The 16,592-nt window shown below is 70.8% G+C and carries 19 protein-coding genes; 1 reads left to right on the forward strand and 18 read right to left on the reverse strand.

Features of this window, described 5'->3' with window-relative positions; translation table 11 throughout:
• Nucleotides 1-15: 15 nt before the first annotated feature.
• From ACTEI_RS32010 to ACTEI_RS32075, 14 genes are all read right to left on the reverse strand, one after another.
• Entirely contained in the window at nucleotides 16-843 is an 828-nt protein-coding gene (locus ACTEI_RS32010) for a PhzF family phenazine biosynthesis protein (RefSeq protein WP_122981055.1), read from the reverse strand.
• Between the two features lie 90 nt (nucleotides 844-933).
• The gene (locus ACTEI_RS32015; RefSeq protein ID WP_122981056.1) at nucleotides 934-1,404 is read right to left on the reverse strand and encodes a DUF2550 domain-containing protein; all 471 of its coding nucleotides are present in this window, start codon (nucleotides 1,402-1,404) and stop codon (nucleotides 934-936) included.
• A gap of 8 nt (nucleotides 1,405-1,412) precedes the next feature.
• Nucleotides 1,413-1,694 carry a F0F1 ATP synthase subunit epsilon gene (locus ACTEI_RS32020; RefSeq protein ID WP_067685802.1) on the reverse strand — a complete coding sequence of 94 codons (282 nt, stop codon included), beginning with the start codon at nucleotides 1,692-1,694 and terminating at the stop codon, nucleotides 1,413-1,415.
• Between the two features lie 74 nt (nucleotides 1,695-1,768).
• Nucleotides 1,769-2,902 carry an LCP family protein gene (locus tag ACTEI_RS32025; RefSeq protein WP_372443186.1) on the reverse strand — a complete coding sequence of 378 codons (1,134 nt, stop codon included), beginning with the start codon at nucleotides 2,900-2,902 and terminating at the stop codon, nucleotides 1,769-1,771.
• A 228-nt stretch (nucleotides 2,903-3,130) separates the two neighbouring features.
• Entirely contained in the window at nucleotides 3,131-4,573 is a 1,443-nt protein-coding gene (atpD, locus tag ACTEI_RS32030) for a F0F1 ATP synthase subunit beta (protein WP_122981057.1), read from the reverse strand.
• Nucleotides 4,573-5,508 carry a F0F1 ATP synthase subunit gamma gene (locus ACTEI_RS32035; protein ID WP_122981058.1) on the reverse strand — a complete coding sequence of 312 codons (936 nt, stop codon included), beginning with the start codon at nucleotides 5,506-5,508 and terminating at the stop codon, nucleotides 4,573-4,575. The genes atpD and ACTEI_RS32035 overlap by 1 nt, the downstream gene beginning before the upstream one ends.
• A gap of 2 nt (nucleotides 5,509-5,510) precedes the next feature.
• Nucleotides 5,511-7,076 (reverse strand): F0F1 ATP synthase subunit alpha, encoded by a 1,566-nt coding sequence (gene atpA / locus ACTEI_RS32040; RefSeq protein ID WP_122981059.1) that lies wholly within the window; start codon nucleotides 7,074-7,076, stop codon nucleotides 5,511-5,513.
• 78 nt (nucleotides 7,077-7,154) lie between these two features.
• Nucleotides 7,155-7,973 carry a F0F1 ATP synthase subunit delta gene (locus ACTEI_RS32045; protein ID WP_122981060.1) on the reverse strand — a complete coding sequence of 273 codons (819 nt, stop codon included), beginning with the start codon at nucleotides 7,971-7,973 and terminating at the stop codon, nucleotides 7,155-7,157.
• Nucleotides 7,973-8,533 carry a F0F1 ATP synthase subunit B gene (locus ACTEI_RS32050; protein WP_372443187.1) on the reverse strand — a complete coding sequence of 187 codons (561 nt, stop codon included), beginning with the start codon at nucleotides 8,531-8,533 and terminating at the stop codon, nucleotides 7,973-7,975. The genes ACTEI_RS32045 and ACTEI_RS32050 overlap by 1 nt, the downstream gene beginning before the upstream one ends.
• A gap of 36 nt (nucleotides 8,534-8,569) precedes the next feature.
• Nucleotides 8,570-8,806, reverse strand: coding sequence for an ATP synthase F0 subunit C (locus ACTEI_RS32055; RefSeq protein ID WP_122981061.1), 237 nt, complete (start codon nucleotides 8,804-8,806; stop codon nucleotides 8,570-8,572).
• Nucleotides 8,807-8,879: 73 nt separating this feature from the next.
• Entirely contained in the window at nucleotides 8,880-9,668 is a 789-nt protein-coding gene (gene atpB / locus ACTEI_RS32060; protein WP_122982536.1) for a F0F1 ATP synthase subunit A, read from the reverse strand.
• Nucleotides 9,669-9,683: 15 nt separating this feature from the next.
• A complete protein-coding gene (locus ACTEI_RS32065) occupies nucleotides 9,684-9,845 on the reverse strand; it encodes an AtpZ/AtpI family protein (RefSeq protein WP_122982537.1) in 162 nt (53 codons plus the stop codon).
• A gap of 282 nt (nucleotides 9,846-10,127) precedes the next feature.
• Nucleotides 10,128-10,529 (reverse strand): hypothetical protein, encoded by a 402-nt coding sequence (locus tag ACTEI_RS32070; protein WP_372443188.1) that lies wholly within the window; start codon nucleotides 10,527-10,529, stop codon nucleotides 10,128-10,130.
• 79 nt (nucleotides 10,530-10,608) lie between these two features.
• Nucleotides 10,609-11,898, reverse strand: coding sequence for a serine hydroxymethyltransferase (locus ACTEI_RS32075; protein ID WP_122981063.1), 1,290 nt, complete (start codon nucleotides 11,896-11,898; stop codon nucleotides 10,609-10,611).
• A gap of 82 nt (nucleotides 11,899-11,980) precedes the next feature.
• On the opposite strand from ACTEI_RS32075, the gene ACTEI_RS32080 reads away from it, so the two are divergent.
• On the forward strand, nucleotides 11,981-13,450 hold the full coding sequence (locus ACTEI_RS32080; protein WP_122981064.1) for an SDR family oxidoreductase: 1,470 nt from the start codon (nucleotides 11,981-11,983) through the stop codon (nucleotides 13,448-13,450).
• On the opposite strand, the gene ACTEI_RS32085 is transcribed toward ACTEI_RS32080, so the two are convergent.
• Genes ACTEI_RS32085 through prmC form a run of 4 tightly spaced genes read right to left on the reverse strand, consistent with a single transcriptional unit; the run spans nucleotide 13,447 to nucleotide 16,549 of the window.
• Nucleotides 13,447-14,406 carry an L-threonylcarbamoyladenylate synthase gene (locus tag ACTEI_RS32085; RefSeq protein WP_122981065.1) on the reverse strand — a complete coding sequence of 320 codons (960 nt, stop codon included), beginning with the start codon at nucleotides 14,404-14,406 and terminating at the stop codon, nucleotides 13,447-13,449. The two genes, ACTEI_RS32080 and ACTEI_RS32085, sit on opposite strands and share 4 nt — an antisense overlap.
• A complete protein-coding gene (locus ACTEI_RS32090) occupies nucleotides 14,403-14,993 on the reverse strand; it encodes an arsenate reductase/protein-tyrosine-phosphatase family protein (RefSeq protein WP_122981066.1) in 591 nt (196 codons plus the stop codon). Before ACTEI_RS32090 ends, ACTEI_RS32085 begins: the two co-directional genes overlap by 4 nt.
• A 1-nt stretch (nucleotide 14,994) precedes the next feature.
• Nucleotides 14,995-15,639 (reverse strand): L-threonylcarbamoyladenylate synthase, encoded by a 645-nt coding sequence (locus ACTEI_RS32095; protein ID WP_187645881.1) that lies wholly within the window; start codon nucleotides 15,637-15,639, stop codon nucleotides 14,995-14,997.
• A 37-nt stretch (nucleotides 15,640-15,676) separates the two neighbouring features.
• Nucleotides 15,677-16,549, reverse strand: a complete 873-nt coding sequence (prmC, locus tag ACTEI_RS32100; protein WP_122982539.1) for a peptide chain release factor N(5)-glutamine methyltransferase — start codon at nucleotides 16,547-16,549, stop codon at nucleotides 15,677-15,679.
• Between the last annotated feature and the right edge of the window lie 43 nt (nucleotides 16,550-16,592).

Raw genomic sequence — 16,592 nt, forward strand, 5'->3', positions numbered from 1 at the left:
GCCCCGCGCCCGCGGTCACGAGGCCGGAAGCGCCACCCGCAACTCGCCGTCGATGGTGGTCACCGCGTGCCCGGAGAGGTCGACCCGGTCGCCGCGCAGGGTGAGAAGGACCAGGCCGCCCCGGGACGAGGCCTGATAGCCGGTGAGCGTGGTGCGGCCCAGGCGCTCGCTCCAGTACGGCGTGAGCGCGGTGTGCGCGCTGCCGGTGACCGGGTCCTCGTTCACCCCTACGGCCGGGCCGAAGAAGCGGGAGACGAAGTCGTATCCGGACGCCGGGTCCTCGGCGAGGGCGGTCACGATGACGCCGCGCCGGGTGAGGCGGGCCAGGGCGCCGAGGTCCGGTGTCAGCGCGCGTACGGTCTTCTCGTCGGCCACCTCGGCCAGCACGTCGTCGGTGTTCGGCCCGGTCCAGCGGCAGCTCAGCAGCTCGGCGCCGAGCGCGGTGGCGAGGGCCGGGTCGACGTCGATCGGGCTGAGTGGGGCGACCGGGAAGTCCAGCGTGATCAGGCCGTCCGCGGCGACCGTGGCGGTCAGGATGCCGCTGGTGGTGGTGAACCGGACCGGCCCGTCGATCAGGCCGGCCTGGCGCAGCACGTGCGTGGTGGCGAGGGTGGCGTGCCCGCAGAGCGCGACCTCGGCGGCCGGGGTGAACCAGCGCAGCGCCCAGTCGGCGCCGGCCTCGGGCGAGCGGTGCAGGAACGCGGTCTCGGAGAGGTTGACCTCGGCGGCCACCCGCTGCATCCAGTCGTCGGCGGGGAAGGCGTCGCCGTCGAGGAGGAGCACGCCGGCCGGGTTGCCGGCGAAGGGTCGGTCGGTGAAGGCGTCGACGATTCGGATCCGCATGGCTGCGACGCTAGGGCCGCCCGGGGCCGGCCGCCACGGCCAATCGGGAACCGGTGGTGCGGCGGCCCGCGTCCGGGCCGGCCACCGGGTTCAGCTCTCGAGCGGGTGCGGCCCGCCGAAGATGGATCGGCCGGGCACACTGCCCGGGTCGCGAGGCGGCCCGGCCTCCAGCCAGGACAGGAATCCGGTGACCGTGGTCTCGGCCATGGCGATCTCGACCTCGGTGCCGCCCATGGCACAGCGCAGCACCACCCAGTGACCGGGCATGGTGAGCCGCTCGGGGCCGGTCGGCAGGCGGCGCTCGGCGATCGTCAGGACCCGCCGGTCGAGCACCCGTTTGGGGCGGAAGGCCAGGCTGAACATCTTGTGGAAGCGGAGCTCGTCGCCGACGAACTGGCCGAGCCCGGGTGACCAGCCGCGGCCCGGCACCATCGTGTTGGTGCGGACCTGCAGCCGGATGGTGCCGCCGCCGAGCATGAGCAGGCGGCGGCGGAAGAAGATGGCGAAGAGAAGCGCGAGCAGCGCGACGAGGCAGATTCCGATGATTTCCAGAACCCGCATCGCCGGTGTCAGTGCTGCTCGGGCGTCGCGGGGGTCGCGCTCTCGGCGAGCACGGTGACGCCGTTCGCGTCGATGGAGAGGAAGCCCCCGGCGACGTCATAGGTCAGCTGCTCACCGCCGGCGAGCTTGACCCGGACCTGGGACGGCTCCTTGAGCAGGCCGAGGAGCGGCGAGTGGCCGGGCAGCACACCGATCTCACCCTCGGTGGTTCGCGCGACGAGCATCTCGGCCTCACCGGCCCAGATCTTCTGCTCGACGGCGACGACCTCGACGTGAAGCTGGTTGGCCACGCTGTCTCCCTTTGACGCTGCGAACCGATCGGGTGAAAGTCTAATCGCCGCCCCCGGCCGACGGCCGACCGGGGCTAGCTGTTCTTGTTGATGAACTCCGGGTGGGCCAGCAGAAACTCCTGGATCTTGTCGTCCCTCACCGCCTGGAAGAACGCCTGCGACCCGTCGGCGAGCTTTTCCCCGTAGTACCTGTTGGTGGCCGGGTCGAAGACGCCGCCACCGTCCAGCTTGATGGACACCATGTTGTCGGTGTTCAGATCCTTCAACGCCAGACCCCAGTCCAGGACGCTGGTGCCGTTGGCGGCACCGAAGGTCAGCGCGTCGCCGGCCGCGTCCAGGATCTTCAGCATCTTGGACGGGTTGGTCACCACGCCCTTGCTCATCGCCTGCTTGGCCATCGCCTTGATGAACTGCTGCTGGTGCCGCTGCCGGTCGTAGTCGCTGTTCGGCAGGCCGTACCGCTGGCGGACGTAGTCCAGCGCCTCCCAGGCCTTGAGGTGGTAGGTCCCCGGCTTGTAGACCTTCTGCTCACCGATGTACGGATGGTCGCACTTGTTGTCGGCACACTCCGGGCGACGGTCCCGGGGCTTGCCGTTCGGCTTGAGGTGCTCCGACTTGACCGTCATGTCGATCTTCATGGTCACGCCGCCCATCGCCTCGACGATCTTCTTGAAACCGCCGAAGTTGATGATCGCGCCGGCGTCGAACGAATCGATCCCGGTGAGCTGGCTGACCGTCTTGGTGAGCAGCTGGAAGCCCTGCCGCACGTCGTGCTTGCCGTTGCCGACGGAGCTGCCGTACGACATCGCCGAGTTGATCTTCGCCTTGCCGCCGCCGAACCCGGTCGCCTTGAACGCCGGGATGTCGACGTACAGGTCCCGCGGGATGGAGAACATGTAGACCTGGTCCATGCTCGCCGGGATGTGCGCCACGATGATCGAGTCGGACAGCGGCGGGGTCTTCTCGTCGCGCGGGTCGATACCGGCCATCAGGATGTTGAGCGGGCCCTTGATCTCGGCGCTGCCCTTGGTGGCCCCCTCGGCGGGGTCGCCGACCAGCGTGCTGCCGGCGTCCAGGCCGCTGGTGTACTTCGAGATGAGGGCCTGGCCGGTCACCAGGACGCCACCGCTGGTCACCATCAGCACGCCGCCGAAAATGGCGGTCAGCCGCGCCCACAGCGGTGTGCGGCGCTTCGCAGACTTAGCCACCCGATCCCCAACTCTGCCGGTTCGTCACGCCCCGTGTGAACACGGGACCGCCTCTGAGGCGCGTGCAAGCATACCGAAGACGACCGGCGAGTTCCCTACCGCAGAGTCCCGGACCTGCGGGAGCCGGATCCGCGCGATTCACCCGGACGGAGCCTCCGGACGCGGAAAGCCGTGCCGGTGGGCACCGGCACGGCTTTCCGTTCGTCACCAGCTGCGACGAGGCTGAGGTCAGCCCTTCATCAGCTCGTGCGCGTTCTTCTCCAGGTCCTCGAGACCGCCGCACATGAAGAACGCCTGCTCCGGGTAGTTGTCGTACTCACCCTCGGCGATCTTCTTGAACGCCTCGATGGTCTCCTTCAGCGGGACCGTCGAGCCGGGAACGCCGGTGAACTGCTCCGCCGCGTAGGTGTTCTGCGACAGGAACCGCTCGATGCGGCGGGCCCGGGCGACCGTGACCTTGTCCTCCTCGGAGAGCTCGTCCATACCGAGGATGGCGATGATGTCCTGCAGGTCCTTGTACTTCTGCAGGATCCGCTGGACCTCACGGGCGACCGCGTAGTGCTCGGCGCCGACGAACTCCGGGGCCAGGATCCGCGAGCTGGAGGCCAGCGGGTCCACGGCCGGGTAGATGCCCTTGTCCGAGATCGACCGCTCCAGGTTGGTGGTCGCGTCCAGGTGGGCGAAGGTGGTGGCCGGCGCCGGGTCGGTGTAGTCGTCGGCGGGCACGTAGATCGCCTGCAGCGAGGTGATCGCCTTGCCCCGGACCGAGGTGATCCGCTCCTGCAGCTCGCCCATCTCGTCGGCCAGGGTGGGCTGGTAACCCACGGCGGACGGCATACGGCCGAGCAGGGTCGACACCTCGGAACCGGCCTGGGTGAACCGGAAGATGTTGTCGATGAAGAGCAGCACCTCCTGGTTCTGGACGTCCCGGAAGTACTCGGCCATGGTGAGCGCGGTCAGCGCCACCCGCAGACGGGTGCCCGGCGGCTCGTCCATCTGGCCGAAGACCAGGGCGGTCTTGTCCAGAACGCCACCCTCGTCCATCTCCAGGATGAGGTCGTTGCCCTCACGGGTGCGCTCGCCGACGCCGGCGAACACCGAGGTGCCACCGAAGTTCCGGGCGACCCGGATGATCATCTCCTGGATGAGCACGGTCTTGCCCACGCCCGCGCCACCGAACAGGCCGATCTTGCCACCACGCACGTACGGCGCGAGCAGGTCGAGCACCTTGATGCCGGTCTCCAGCATCTCGGTCTTCGGCTCCAGGTCGGCGAACGCCGGGGGCTTGCGGTGGATCGCCCAGCGCTCCTGGATGTCCAGCGTCGACGGGTCGACGTTGAGCACCTCACCGAGGGCGTTGAACACGTGGCCCTTGGTCACGTCACCGACGGGCACCGAGATCGGCGCGCCGGTGTCGTTGACCTCGGCGCCCCGGACCAGGCCGTCGGTCGGCTGCATCGAGATCGCGCGGAGCAGGTTGTCACCCAGGTGCTGGGCGACCTCCAGCGTCAGCTTCTTCTTGCCCTCGGAGAGGGTGACCTCGACGTGCAGCGCGTTGAAGATCGCGGGCATGGCGTCGCGGGGAAACTCGACGTCGACGACCGGGCCGATGACCCGGACGACACGGCCGACAGCGGTCTCCGCCTTGGTGGGCTCAGCTACAGCAGTCATCACACATCACTTCCCGCCGCCGCCAGCGCGTTGGCGCCGCCGACGATCTCACTGATTTCCTGGGTGATCGCAGCCTGCCGCGCGGAGTTCATCTCGCGCGTGTACCGCTTGAGGAGGTCGTCGGCGTTGTCCGACGCGCTCTTCATCGCCCGCCGCCGGGATGCCGACTCGCTCGCCGCCGAGTCCAGCAACGCCGCGTAGATCCGCGTGTTGAGGTACTTCGGCAGCAACGCGTCGAGCAGCTCGTCGGCGTCCGGCTCGAATTCGTACGCGGCGCGCAGCCCGGACTCGGGCTGCTCCTCCGCCTGGTCCTCGATCTGCACCGGCGCGAGTGGCTTCGCGTTCGCGGTCTGGGTCATCAGGGACTTGAACTCGGTGCTGACGATGTGCAGCTCGTCCACGCCCACGATGCCCTCGGGCCCGAAGGTCCCGTCCGTCTCCGAACCCGCGGTGAACGCCTCGATCAGCGCGTCGCCGATGTTCCTGGCGTCGGTGAACGACGGGCGCTCGGAGAAGCCGGTCCAGCTGGCGGCGACCGGCCGGTTGCGGAACCGGTAGTAACCGGCGCCCTTGCGGCCCACCACGTACAGCGCCACGTCCTTGCCCTCCGAGCGCAGCTGAGCGATCAGCTGCTCGCAGGCGCGGATGGCGTTGGCGTTGTAGGCGCCGGCCAGGCCCCGGTCACTGGTGATCAGCAGGACACCCGCCCGCTGGACGCGCTCACGCGCGACCAGCAGCGGGTTGTCGACCGAAGCGTTCGACGCCAGCGCCGCCAGCACCTTGGTGATCGCCACCGAGTACGGCCGCGAGGCGTTCACCCGCTCCTGCGCCTTGGCGATGCGGCTGGTGGCCACCAGCTCCTGCGCCTTGGCGATCTTCTTGGTCGACTTGACGGTGCGGATGCGCCGCCGCAGCGCCTGTACCTGACCGGCCATGACTAGCTACCGCTCTCGCCGGTCGCGCTGCTCTGGAAGACCTTCTTGAACTCGACGACACCGGCCTTGAGGCTCTCGACGTTGTCGTCGCTCAGCAGGTTCGTCGACTCGATCGCGGTGTAGACGTCGCTGTTGTGCTGCTTGAACCACTGCAGGAATTCCTGCTCGAAGCGACGCACGTCGCCGACCGGGATGTCGTCGAGCTGGCCGGTGGTGCCCGCCCAGATCGAGATGACCTGGTCGACCGTCGAGTACGGCGAGTACTGCGGCTGCTTGAGCAGCTCGACCAGGCGGATGCCCTTCTCCAGCTGCGCACGCGAGGCGCGGTCCAGGTCGGAGGCGAAGGCCGAGAAGGCCTCCAGCTCACGGAACTGGGCCAGGTCGAGACGCAGACGACCGGAGACCGAGCGCATGGCCTTCACCTGCGCCGAGCCACCCACTCGGGACACCGAGGTGCCGACGTTGATCGCCGGGCGGACACCCGAGGCGAACAGGTCGGACTCCAGGAAGATCTGGCCGTCGGTGATCGAGATGACGTTGGTCGGGATGTAGGCCGAGATGTCGTTGGCCTTGGTCTCGATGATCGGCAGACCGGTCATCGAGCCGCCACCCAGCTCGTTGGAGAGCTTGGCGCAGCGCTCCAGCAGCCGGGAGTGCAGGTAGAAGACGTCACCCGGGTACGCCTCACGGCCCGGCGGGCGGCGCAGCAGCAGCGAGACCGCGCGGTACGCCTCGGCCTGCTTGGTCAGGTCGTCGAAGACGATCAGGACGTGCTTGCCGTTGTACATCCAGTGCTGACCGATGGAGGAACCGGTGTACGGCGCGATGTACTTGAAGCCGGCCGGGTCGGACGCCGGAGCCGCGACGATCGTCGTGTACTGCAGCGCGCCCTGCGCCTCGAGAACGCCGCGGATGCTGGCGATCGTCGAGGCCTTCTGGCCGATGGCGACGTAGATGCAGCGGACCTGCTTCTCCGGGTCGCCGGACTCCCAGTTGGCCTTCTGGTTGATGATCGTGTCGAGCGCGACCGTGGTCTTGCCGGTCTTGCGGTCGCCGATGATCAGCTGGCGCTGGCCGCGGCCGATCGGCGTCATGGCGTCGATCGCCTTGATGCCGGTCTGCAGCGGCTGCTTCACCGGCTGCCGCGCCATCACGTTCGGCGCCTGGAGCTCGAGCTCGCGGAAGCCTTCGTTGGCGATCTCGCCGCGGTCGTCGATCGGGTTGCCCAGGGCGTCCACAACGCGACCCAGGAAGGCGTCGCCGACCGGCACCGAGAGGACGCGGCCGGTCCGCTTGACCTGCTGCCCCTCCTCGATGTTCGCGTAGTCACCCAGGATCACGGCGCCGATCTCACGGACGTCGAGGTTCAGGGCGACGCCCAGCGTGCCGTCGGCGAACTCCAGGAGCTCGTTCGCCATGGTCGAGGGCAGGCCCTCGACGTGCGCGATACCGTCGCCCGCATCGGAGACGATGCCGACCTCCTCACGGGAGACCTCGGGCGAATAGGACGAGACGTAGCGCTCTAGCGCCCCCCGGATCTCGTCCGAGGAGATGGTCAGCTCGGCCATCCTCTGCCTTCTCTGTCTAGCTCGGGACGTCGCCGCCACCGAGGGGCTTCTCGATAAGGAATCGAGGGGAAAGGACTGTTAAGCGAACGCCTGCTTGGCGGCGTTCAGCCGACGCAGGATCGTGCCGTCGTAGAGGTCGGAGCCGACCCGGACGCTGACCCCGCCGATGATCGCCGGGTTGACGTCCACCTTCAACGAGACCTCACGGCCGTAGATGGTGGACAGCTTGGCGGCCAGCGCGGTCTCCTCGGCGTCGCTGAGCGGCTTGGCCACCGTCACGTACGCCACCTCGCGGTCCCGCTTGCCGGCGGTCAGCTCGACCAGCCGGTTCAGCGAGGCCTCGAAGCCGCGGCCACCGAACCCCTCGAGCGCGACCTGGACGAGTCGCACCGTGGTCGGCTGGGCCTTGCCGGTCAGCAGGTCCCCGACCAGCTTAGCCCGGGGCTCGACCGGCGCGCCGACGTCGCTGAGCGTGGCCGCGAGCTCCGGCGTACCGGCGACGATCTGTCCGAAGCGGAACAGCTCGTCCTCGATCTCCGCCAGCTTCCCGTCCTTCTGCGCCGCGGCCAGCAGGGTGTCCACACCCAGCCGCTCGGTCGCGTCCAGCAGGTCGCCGGGCTGGGAGAACCGGCCGGCCACCAGGGTGGACAGCGCGGTGACGGTCACCTCGGCCGCCTTGCCGGCGAGCAGCGAGCGGAACAGCCCGGCCCGGTCGGCGCCCGGCCGCGACGGATCGGTCAGCGCCCGGCGCAGCCGGGGCTGCTCCCGCAGCAGGCCGGCCACCGACAGGAACTCGTCGGCGACCGTGGCCAGCTGCGTGCCGGTGAACGTGGCGGTGTCGGCGTGCAGCCGCTCCACCGCGTCCGCGTAGGCCTGGTTGGTGACGCCCGACGCCATCAGCGCCGCCCGCCCGCCGAGCCGGCGGCGTCGAGGTCCGCGATGAAGCGCTCGACAGTGCCGCGGGTACGGGCCTCGTCGGCCAGCGCCTCTCCAACGATCTTGCCGGCCAGGTCCACGGCCAGCGTGCCGACCTCGGAGCGGAGCTCCCGCACGATCGACTCACGCTGCGCGGCGAGCTGCTCGGAACCGGCCGCGATGATGCGGTCGGACTCCTCGCGCGCCTTGGCCAGAACGTCCTGACGGATGCCCTCGGCGTCCGCCCGGGCCTCGTCGCGGATCCGAGCAGCCTCGGTCCGCGCCTCGGCGAGCTGCGCGCGGTACTGCTCGAGCAGCTCGTTCGCCTCGGCCTGAGCGGCCTCGGCACGCTTGATGCCACCCTCGATGGCGTCCACGCGGGCCTTGAACGTCTTCTCCATCTGCGGGAAGACGAACTTGATCAGAACGAAGCACAGCACCGCGAAGGCGACCGAGCCCACCACGATCTCTTCCCAGGCGGGAATGATCGGGTTGTGCGCGGTCTCCTCGGCGGCGGCCTCGGCCAGAACAAACGTGTTGATCACGAGAACCTCCTGTCGAGGTCAGCTATGTCTAGGTCAGCCGTTGACGTCGCCGGCCCAGATGAAGCCGAAGGCGATACCCAGCAGTGCGAGCGCCTCGACGACGGCGAAGCCGATCCAGACGTACGGCAGGGTCAGCCGCGACGACTCCGGCTGACGGGCGGTCGACTGGATGTAGGCAGAGAAGACCAGACCGACACCGATACCCGGGCCGATGGCAGCAAGGCCGTAACCGATGGCGGCGGTGCTACCAACAACTTCGGCGAGTGGCATTTCAGTTCCTCCTGGAATCTCGCGTGACTGTCACGCGGGACGACAAACGGGGTGTTGCTCGTGCGGGTTGATCTCAGTGCTCGTCGGCGAGCGCGCCCTGGACGTAGCTCGCGGTCAGCACCGTGAAGACGTAGGCCTGGAGACAGATCACCAGGAACTCGAGGAAGGTCAGCGCGATGGTGAGCACCCAGGAGAGAACCGAGACGGGCGCCAGCGCCGCGTTGGCGCTGATCATCGCGAAGCCGCCGAGCGTGAACACCAGCAGCAGCATGTGGCCGGCGAACATGTTGGCGAACAGACGGACGGCCAGCGAGAACGGCCGGACCACGAAGTTCGAGAAGAGCTCGATCGGGATCAGCAGCGGCAGGATGAACCACGGCGCCGGCGGGATCAGGGCGTGCTTGAAGTACTTCAAGGGGCCGTGATGCCGCATGCCGACATAGATGAACATCACATAGCTGATGACCGCGAGGATCGCCGGGAAGGCGATGTGCGAGTTCGGCGAGATCTGCACGAACGGCAGGATGCCGAAGAAGTTGTTCAGCAGGATGAACATGAACAGCGTCGTCAGGTACGGCGCGAAGGCCACACCTCGCGGGCCGATCATGTCGACCGCGATGTTGTTCCGCACGAAGCCGTAGATGCTCTCCGCGAGCCACTGCTTCTTGGTCGGGACCAGCTGCGGCTTCCGGTACGACACCAGGAAGTACACGATGATCGCCGCCACGGCCACCCAGATCAGCACCGTGATCTTGGTGAACCAGTAGTTCTCCTCCGCGCCCCACGGCAGGATGCTGGGCAGGTAGAAGTCCTCGACGCTGGGCGGGAACTCCGCCGCGAGGACCGTCGACTGACCGATCACCATGGCCCTTTCCTGTCAGGCGCCGAGTCGGCGCACGATGAGATACACACCCCCGCCGATGCCGAGGACGGCGCCGATGCCGGCGAAGATGCCCTCGGTTCCGACGTAGTGGTCGACCAGCCAGCCGATCCCGCCCCACACCAACATGCCCGCGATGAGGTAGGTGACTGCCGTCATGCCCGCACCGGAGTCCGGTGGGGTCGGGCCGTCGTCACCGCGTTCGTCGTGGGGGGGTTCTTGGCCGGTCATGACGGCCCGAACGATATCAGCAGGAAACACGAAGCTAAGCGGGACCCCCCGCACAACCTCGGTTGTCCAGGCGTCAGGGGTCTCGCAACTGGAAGGACACGGTACTCCTGTCCCGCCAAAACCGAACAAGGCGCGGGCGGACACATCACCGGATCGTGGCGCCTAACCGGACTTCCCCGCGCTGACCAGGGAGGATGCCAGTGCCATGAATCACTTTCGGAGTGTCCGGCGTGTCACCCACCAGGCCTGGACGCCGGTCCACACCACCACGCCCGCGACCACTCCCAGCCCCAGAGCGGTCTTTCCCGGCCATTCGGACGAGACCCCGACCGCCAGGATAATTCCCAGCAAAGAATATTTGGCGACATAGGTGAACATTCCCAGCGGCATGACGAGCGCGGGGCGCACGGTGTCTGCCCAGGCGACCACCAGAGTGGTCAGAGTGTGACTGACCGTCACGATCAGCACTCCGCCGGCCGCGCCGAGCGCGGCGTCGGCCCCGCCGGCCAGGAAACCCGACGAGGCGGCGCACATCAGCAACGCGAACGAGACCGTCGTCAGGAACCCCAGGTGCTCGACCTTCCAGCGAGGGTCCTTCGGCAGCGGCGGCAGATCCGGCAGGGGCAGGTCGTCCTTCTCCGGGGCCGCCGGCGAGACGCCGCTCAAGATCGTGCCTCCATCTGCATGCCGCTCACGCGAGCACCTCCTGCTGCGAGTAGAACGGGAAGCGCCGGACCAGTCCGACCACCTCCTCACCGACGCCGGTCAGCCGGGACAGCCCGGCGGCCGACTCGGGATCGCAGCGCACCGCCACCCCGATCAGCTCCGCGATCCGGCGCATCTCGGCGTCCCCCATGCCCTGCGAGGTGACGCCCGGGGTGCCGACCCGGATCCCGGACGCCACGGCGGGCCGCTCCGGATCGTACGGAAGGGGGTTCTTGTTGAGCGCGATCCCCGCGGCGGCGCAGCGCGCCTCCGCCTCCCGGCCGCTGACGCCCAGCTCGCGCAGGTCGAGCACGGCGAGATGGGTGTCGGTGCCGCCGGTGACCGGGCGCATCCCCTCGGCGGCCAGCCCGGAGGTCAGCGCCTGCGCGTTACGCACGGTCTGCTGAGCGTACCCCCGGAAGGCCGGGGTGCCCGCCTCGCGCAGGGCCACCGCCTTGGCCGCCACCGCGTGCATCAGCGGGCCGCCCTGGGTGAACGGGAAGACCGCCTTGTCCACCCGCTGCGCCAGCTCCGCACGGCACAGGATCATGCCGCCCCGCGGCCCGCGCAGCGCCTTGTGGGTGGTGCAGGTGACCACGTCGGCCCAGGGCACCGGGGACGGGACCGCCTGCCCGGCGACCAGGCCGATGAAGTGCGCCGCGTCGACCATCAGATAGGCGCCCACCTCGTCGGCGATCTCCCGGAACCGGGCGAAGTCGATCAGGCGGGGGTACGACGCCGAGCCGCAGATGATCAGCTTGGGCCGGTGCGCCAGGGCCAGGTCACGCACCTCGTCGTAGTCGATGGTCTCGGTGTCCGGGGTGACCCGGTAGGCGATCGGGTGGAACCACTTGCCGGAGAAGTTCGCCCGGCTGCCGTGGGTCAGGTGCCCGCCGTACGGCAGCCCCAGGGCCAGCACCGGATCGCCCGGCTCGGCCAGCGCGGCGTACGCGGCCAGGTTCGCCGACGACCCGGAGTGCGGTTGTACGTTCGCGTGGTCGGCGCCGAACAGTTCCCGCGCCCGCTGCACGGCCAGCTGCTCGGCCCGGTCGGCCGGCCCGCACCCGCCGTAGTAGCGCTGCCCGGGATAGCCCTCGGCGTACTTGTTCACCAGCGTGGACCCCAGCACGGCCAGCACCGCCGGCGAGGTGAAGCTCTCGCTGGCGATCAACTGCAGGGTGTCGCGCTGGCGGACCAGCTCGTCGAGAAGCACATCGGCGATCTCCGGATCCTCGCGCTCGAGCGCGGCGAAATCCGGACCCCAGAAGGTGCTCACCTGGGCCTCCCCCGAGCTCGGTGACGCGGCCTTCGTCGAGTTTATGGCTGAACCGCCGGAAAACGGGGCACAGTCTGAAGTTATGCGCTGTCTCGTCACCGGGGCCACCGGCTACATCGGCGGCCGGCTCGCCCCCCGTCTCGTCGAGGCCGGCCACGACGTCCGCTGCCTGTCCCGCAGCGCGGCACGGCTGCGCGACGTCCCCTGGGCCGATCAGGTCGAGATCGTCGAGGCCGACCTGGCCGACCCGGCCGGCCTGCCCGCGGCCTTCGCCGGCATCGACGTCGCGTACTTCCTGATGCACTCGCTGGGGCACACCGACTTCGAGCGCCGCGACCGCGCGGCGGCGGCGAACTTCGCCGCCGCGGCCCGCGCCGCCGGGGTACGCCGGATCGTCTACCTGGGCGGCCCCGAGCCCCCGCCCGGCGACCGACCGTCGGCGCACCTGCGCTCCCGTGCCGAGGTCGCCCGGATCCTGCTGGCCAGCGGCGTGCCCACCGCGGTGCTGCGGGCGCCGGTCATCATCGGGTCCGGCTCGGCCTCCTTCGAGATGCTGCGCTACCTGACCGAACGGCTGCCGGTCATGGTCACCCCACGCTGGGTGACCAACCGGATCCAGCCGATCGCGGTCCGCGACGTGCTGCGCTACCTGATCGGCGCGGCCACCCTCCCGCCGGACGTGCACCGCGGCTTCGACATCGGCGGCGCCGACGTGCTCAGCTACGCCGACATGATGCGCCGCTACGCCCGGGTCGCCGGGCTGCGCCGCCGGATCCTGCTGCCCACCCGGGTGCTCAGCCCGTGGCTGTCCGCGCACTGGGTCGGGCTGGTCACCCCGGTGCCCAACGCCATCGCCCGCCCGCTGGTCGCCAGCCTGGTGCACGAGGCGGTGGCCCGGGAGAACGACCTGGCCCGGCTGCTGCCCGGGCCCGAGCCGCTCGGCTTCGACGAGGCGGTCCGGCTGGCCCTGAGCCGGATCCGGGACGCCGACGTGGAGACCCGCTGGACCGGCGCGTCCGGCCGGGACGCCGCCGCCGAGCCGCTGCCCAGCGACCCGAAGTGGTCCGGCGGGAGCGTCTACACCGACGAGCGGTCCCGCCCGGTGCACGCCCCGGCCGACCGGCTGTGGCGGGTGATCGAGGGGGTCGGCGGGGAGAACGGCTGGTACTCGTTCCCGCTCGCCTGGTCGGTGCGCGGCTGGCTGGACCGGCTGGTCGGCGGGGTCGGGCTGCGTCGCGGCCGGCGCGACCGGCACCGGCTGCGGGTCGGCGAGGCGCTGGACTGGTGGCGGGTCGAGGAGATCGTGCCGGGCGAGCTGCTGCGGCTGCGCGCCGAGATGCGGGTGCCCGGGCGCGCCTGGCTGGAGATGCGCGCCGAGCCGGACGGCGCGGGCGGCAGCGTCTACCGGCAGCGGGCGGTGTTCCTGCCCCGCGGCCTGGCCGGCCACCTGTACTGGGCTTCGGTGCTGCCGTTCCACGGCATCGTCTTCAGCGGCATGGCGCGCAACATCGCCCGCGGCGCCGAGGGCCGGGTCCGGCCGGTCGAGCCCTAGGCCGCGGCGCGGGAGAGCCGGTCGCGCACGGCGAGCCAGTCCTCCGTCGCCGGCGGCTCCTGCACCAGGATGGCGCCGGCGCCGGCGTCGTCGAGCCGGTGCAGCGCGGCGTACAGGTCGGCGGCGTACTCCCGCGGGTCGGCGGACAGGATCTCCGCTTTCCCGTACGCCGGGGCCGCCGCCCCCTCGTACGTCAGGGCGGCGACCGGCTCCGGCAACCCGGACCGGTCCGCCTCCCGCACGTCCCGGACCAGCACGACCTTGGCGCGCGGCGCGTAGTGGCGGCGGCTCATGCCCGGGGCGGGCCGGGCCGCGCCGTCCGCGGTCTCGGTGTCGCGCAGCGCGATCGCGCCGGTGACGTCCCGCAGCACGCGCAGGCTGAGCGCGCCCGGGCGCAGCAGGGTGGGCACCGGCGTGGTCAGGTCCAGCACGGTCGACTCGATGCCCCACGAGCACGGGCCGCCGTCCAGCACCAGCGGCACGTCCGGCAGGCTGCGCACCACGTGCTCGGCGGTGGTCGGCGAGATCGACTCGGAACGGTTGGCGCTGGGCGCGGCGAGCGGCAGCCCGGACGCCTCCAGCAGGCGCAGCGCCACCGGGTGCGCCGGGATCCGCACGGCGACGGTGTCGTTGGCGGCGCCCACCCCGGCCAGGTGCGCCGCCCGGCGCAGGACCAGGGTCAGCGGCCCCGGCCAGAAGCGCGCGGCCAGCTCGTCGGCGGCGGCCGGCCACTCGGCGGCCAGCTCGCGGGCCGCGTCGACCGAGGCGACGTGCACGATCAGCGGGTTCCAGCTGGGCCGGTTCTTCAGCCGGTAGACCTCGCCGATCGCCCGCCGGGAGAACGCGTTGGCGCCGAGGCCGTAGACCGTCTCGGTGGGGAACGCGACGACCGACTCGGCGCGCAGGATCTCCACCGCCCGGCGCAGTCCCTCGGCGTCCGGCTCGACCACCCTCATGGCAGCAACAGCGCGGCGAGCGGGACCGTGGTGTCCTCGATCTCGTCGCCGACCCGCTGGAAGGTCTGGTCGCCGCGGCCCCACGGGTCGTCCAGGTCGTCACCGGCCAGCGGCGCCTCGCCGGCACGCAGCCGGTGCACCGCCGCGACGATGGCCACCCCGCGCTCGTGCACCGCCTCCGGTTTCGCCTCGGCCGGCGGCAGCGCACTCGCGTCCACCGCGCCGAGCAGCCGGCCGAACTCGCCGAGCACGAAGGTGCGGTCGGCGGCGTCCGGGCGCAGCGCGACCACGTAGTCGTACTGGTCGGCGGTGGCGGTCAGGATCAGGTCGGCCTCGTCGATGAAGTCACCGCGCAGCTTGCGGGCCAGGAAACCGTCGGTGGAGCCGCGCCGGGCCCGGACCAGGCGGGCCGCCGGCGGGTTCATCTCCTCGCCCTCGTGCCAGCCGCCGGTGCCGGCGCTGACGCTGCGCACCAGCGGCTCGTCGGAGGTGGCCCGGTCCCGGACCGCCCGGTCGAACAGGCGCTCGGCCATCGGCGACCGGCAGATGTTGCCCATGCAGACGTGCAGGACGGTGAACGGCGCCACCTCAGACCTGCCCCTCGACCAGATCCGGCACCACGTCGCGCAGTTTCTCCACCGGGATCGACCCGGTGCGCAGCACCCGCGGCACGTCGCCGGTCACGTCGACCACCGTGCTCGGCCAGGGGTCGGCGGCCGGTCCGGCCTCCAGGTAGACACGCACCGAGTACTCCAGCTGCTCGCGTGCTTCCTCGGCGGTCAGCGGCGACGGCGAGCCGAGCCTGTTGGCGGTGGTGACCGCCATCGGGCCGACCTCCCGCAGCACCTCCAGGGCCACCGGGTGCAGCGGCATCCGCACCGCGATCACCCCACCGGTGTCGCCGAGGTCCCACTGCAGGCTCGGCGAGTGCTCCACGATGATGGTCAGCGCGCCCGGCCAGAACGCGTCGGCCAGCTCGCGGGCGGCCCGTGGCAGCGAGTAGACCAGCCCGTCCAGGGTGTGCCGGGACCCGACCAGCACCGGCGGCGGCACCCGGCGGTCGGACCCGCGGGCGTGGTGCAGCTGGGTGATCGCGTGCGGGGTGAACGCGTCCGCGCCGACCCCGTACACCGTGTCGGTGGGCATCACCACGAGCTCACCGCTCTTGGCCGCCTCGACGGCCGCGGCGATGCCGCGATCACGATCGGCGACGGCAGCGCAGTCGTAGAGCATCACGAGGTGCAGTCTGCCATGCGGCCCCGGCGCGGCCCTACCGGCGGCGGGCGGTCGCGAAGCGCGGCCGGCCGGTGAGATCGTCATGGGCGGCCACCTCGGTGAACCGGCCGTCGGCGCGCAGCAGCGCGGGCACCGCCGCGCCGTGCACGTCGTCGTGCTCGATGCCGACCGATCCGCCCGGCCTGAGCAGAGCGGCGGCGAGCGCGATCACCGGCCGGATCACGGAGAGCCCGTCGGCGCCGCCGAAGACCGCCTCGGCCGGATCGTGATCGGACACCTCCGGCGGGACGGGCGTGCCGTCCGGGACGTACGGCGGGTTACACAGCAGCACGTCCACCCGGCCGTGCAGTTCGGACAGCAGATCCGGATCGGTCACATCGGCGTCGACGACCTCGACCGCAGGGAACCGCGCGGCGTTACGTCGCAGCCAGGGCAGCGCGGCCGGCGAGCGCTCCACCGCGATCACCCGGGCGGCCGGCGACTCGTCGGCGACCGACAGCGCGATCGCCCCGCTGCCGCTGCAGAGGTCCACCACGGTCGCGCCCGGGGCGGTCCGCTCGATGCCCCAGCCGGCCAGCAGCTCGGTCTCCGGGCGGGGCACGAAGACGCCGTCGCCGACCGCGAGTTCCAGATGGCGGAACGCGGCTGTGCCGACCAGGTGCTGCAACGGCACCCGGGCGGCGCGGCGCGCGACGAGTTCCCGGAACCGCTCCAGCTCGCCGGCGCGGACGGTGTCGATCAGCAGGAGACGGCCTCGTGGCACGTCCAGGACGTGCGCGGCGAGCAGCTCGGCGTCGACGCGCGGCGAGGACACACCGGACGCCGCGAGTTCGGCGGCCGCCGATGCCAGCTCGGGCGCCAGGCGGGTCCGATCCGGGCGGTCTCGGGGGTGTTCGGCAGGCGGCATCACGGCATAATCATGAGACGTCGCGCACGCTGTGGATCGGCCG

Source organism: Actinoplanes teichomyceticus ATCC 31121 (assembly GCF_003711105.1).
Lineage (GTDB): Bacteria > Actinomycetota > Actinomycetes > Mycobacteriales > Micromonosporaceae > Actinoplanes > Actinoplanes teichomyceticus.

What these genes read in the sequence shown, in the direction of transcription:
- prmC (WP_122982539.1), bottom strand. Translation starts at nt 16,549, where the DNA reads ATGCCGCCTGCCGAACACCCCCGAGACCGCCCGGATCGGACCCGCCTG.
- ACTEI_RS32095 (WP_187645881.1), bottom strand. Translation starts at nt 15,639, where the DNA reads ATGCTCTACGACTGCGCTGCCGTCGCCGATCGTGATCGCGGCATCGCC.
- ACTEI_RS32015 (WP_122981056.1), bottom strand. Translation starts at nt 1,404, where the DNA reads ATGCGGGTTCTGGAAATCATCGGAATCTGCCTCGTCGCGCTGCTCGCG.
- ACTEI_RS32010 (WP_122981055.1), bottom strand. Translation starts at nt 843, where the DNA reads ATGCGGATCCGAATCGTCGACGCCTTCACCGACCGACCCTTCGCCGGC.
- ACTEI_RS32045 (WP_122981060.1), bottom strand. Translation starts at nt 7,973, where the DNA reads ATGGCGTCGGGCGTCACCAACCAGGCCTACGCGGACGCGGTGGAGCGG.
- ACTEI_RS32080 (WP_122981064.1), top strand. Translation starts at nt 11,981, where the DNA reads ATGCGCTGTCTCGTCACCGGGGCCACCGGCTACATCGGCGGCCGGCTC.
- ACTEI_RS32085 (WP_122981065.1), bottom strand. Translation starts at nt 14,406, where the DNA reads ATGAGGGTGGTCGAGCCGGACGCCGAGGGACTGCGCCGGGCGGTGGAG.
- atpD (WP_122981057.1), bottom strand. Translation starts at nt 4,573, where the DNA reads ATGACTGCTGTAGCTGAGCCCACCAAGGCGGAGACCGCTGTCGGCCGT.
- ACTEI_RS32035 (WP_122981058.1), bottom strand. Translation starts at nt 5,508, where the DNA reads ATGGCCGGTCAGGTACAGGCGCTGCGGCGGCGCATCCGCACCGTCAAG.
- atpA (WP_122981059.1), bottom strand. Translation starts at nt 7,076, where the DNA reads ATGGCCGAGCTGACCATCTCCTCGGACGAGATCCGGGGGGCGCTAGAG.
- ACTEI_RS32065 (WP_122982537.1), bottom strand. Translation starts at nt 9,845, where the DNA reads ATGACGGCAGTCACCTACCTCATCGCGGGCATGTTGGTGTGGGGCGGG.
- ACTEI_RS32055 (WP_122981061.1), bottom strand. Translation starts at nt 8,806, where the DNA reads ATGCCACTCGCCGAAGTTGTTGGTAGCACCGCCGCCATCGGTTACGGC.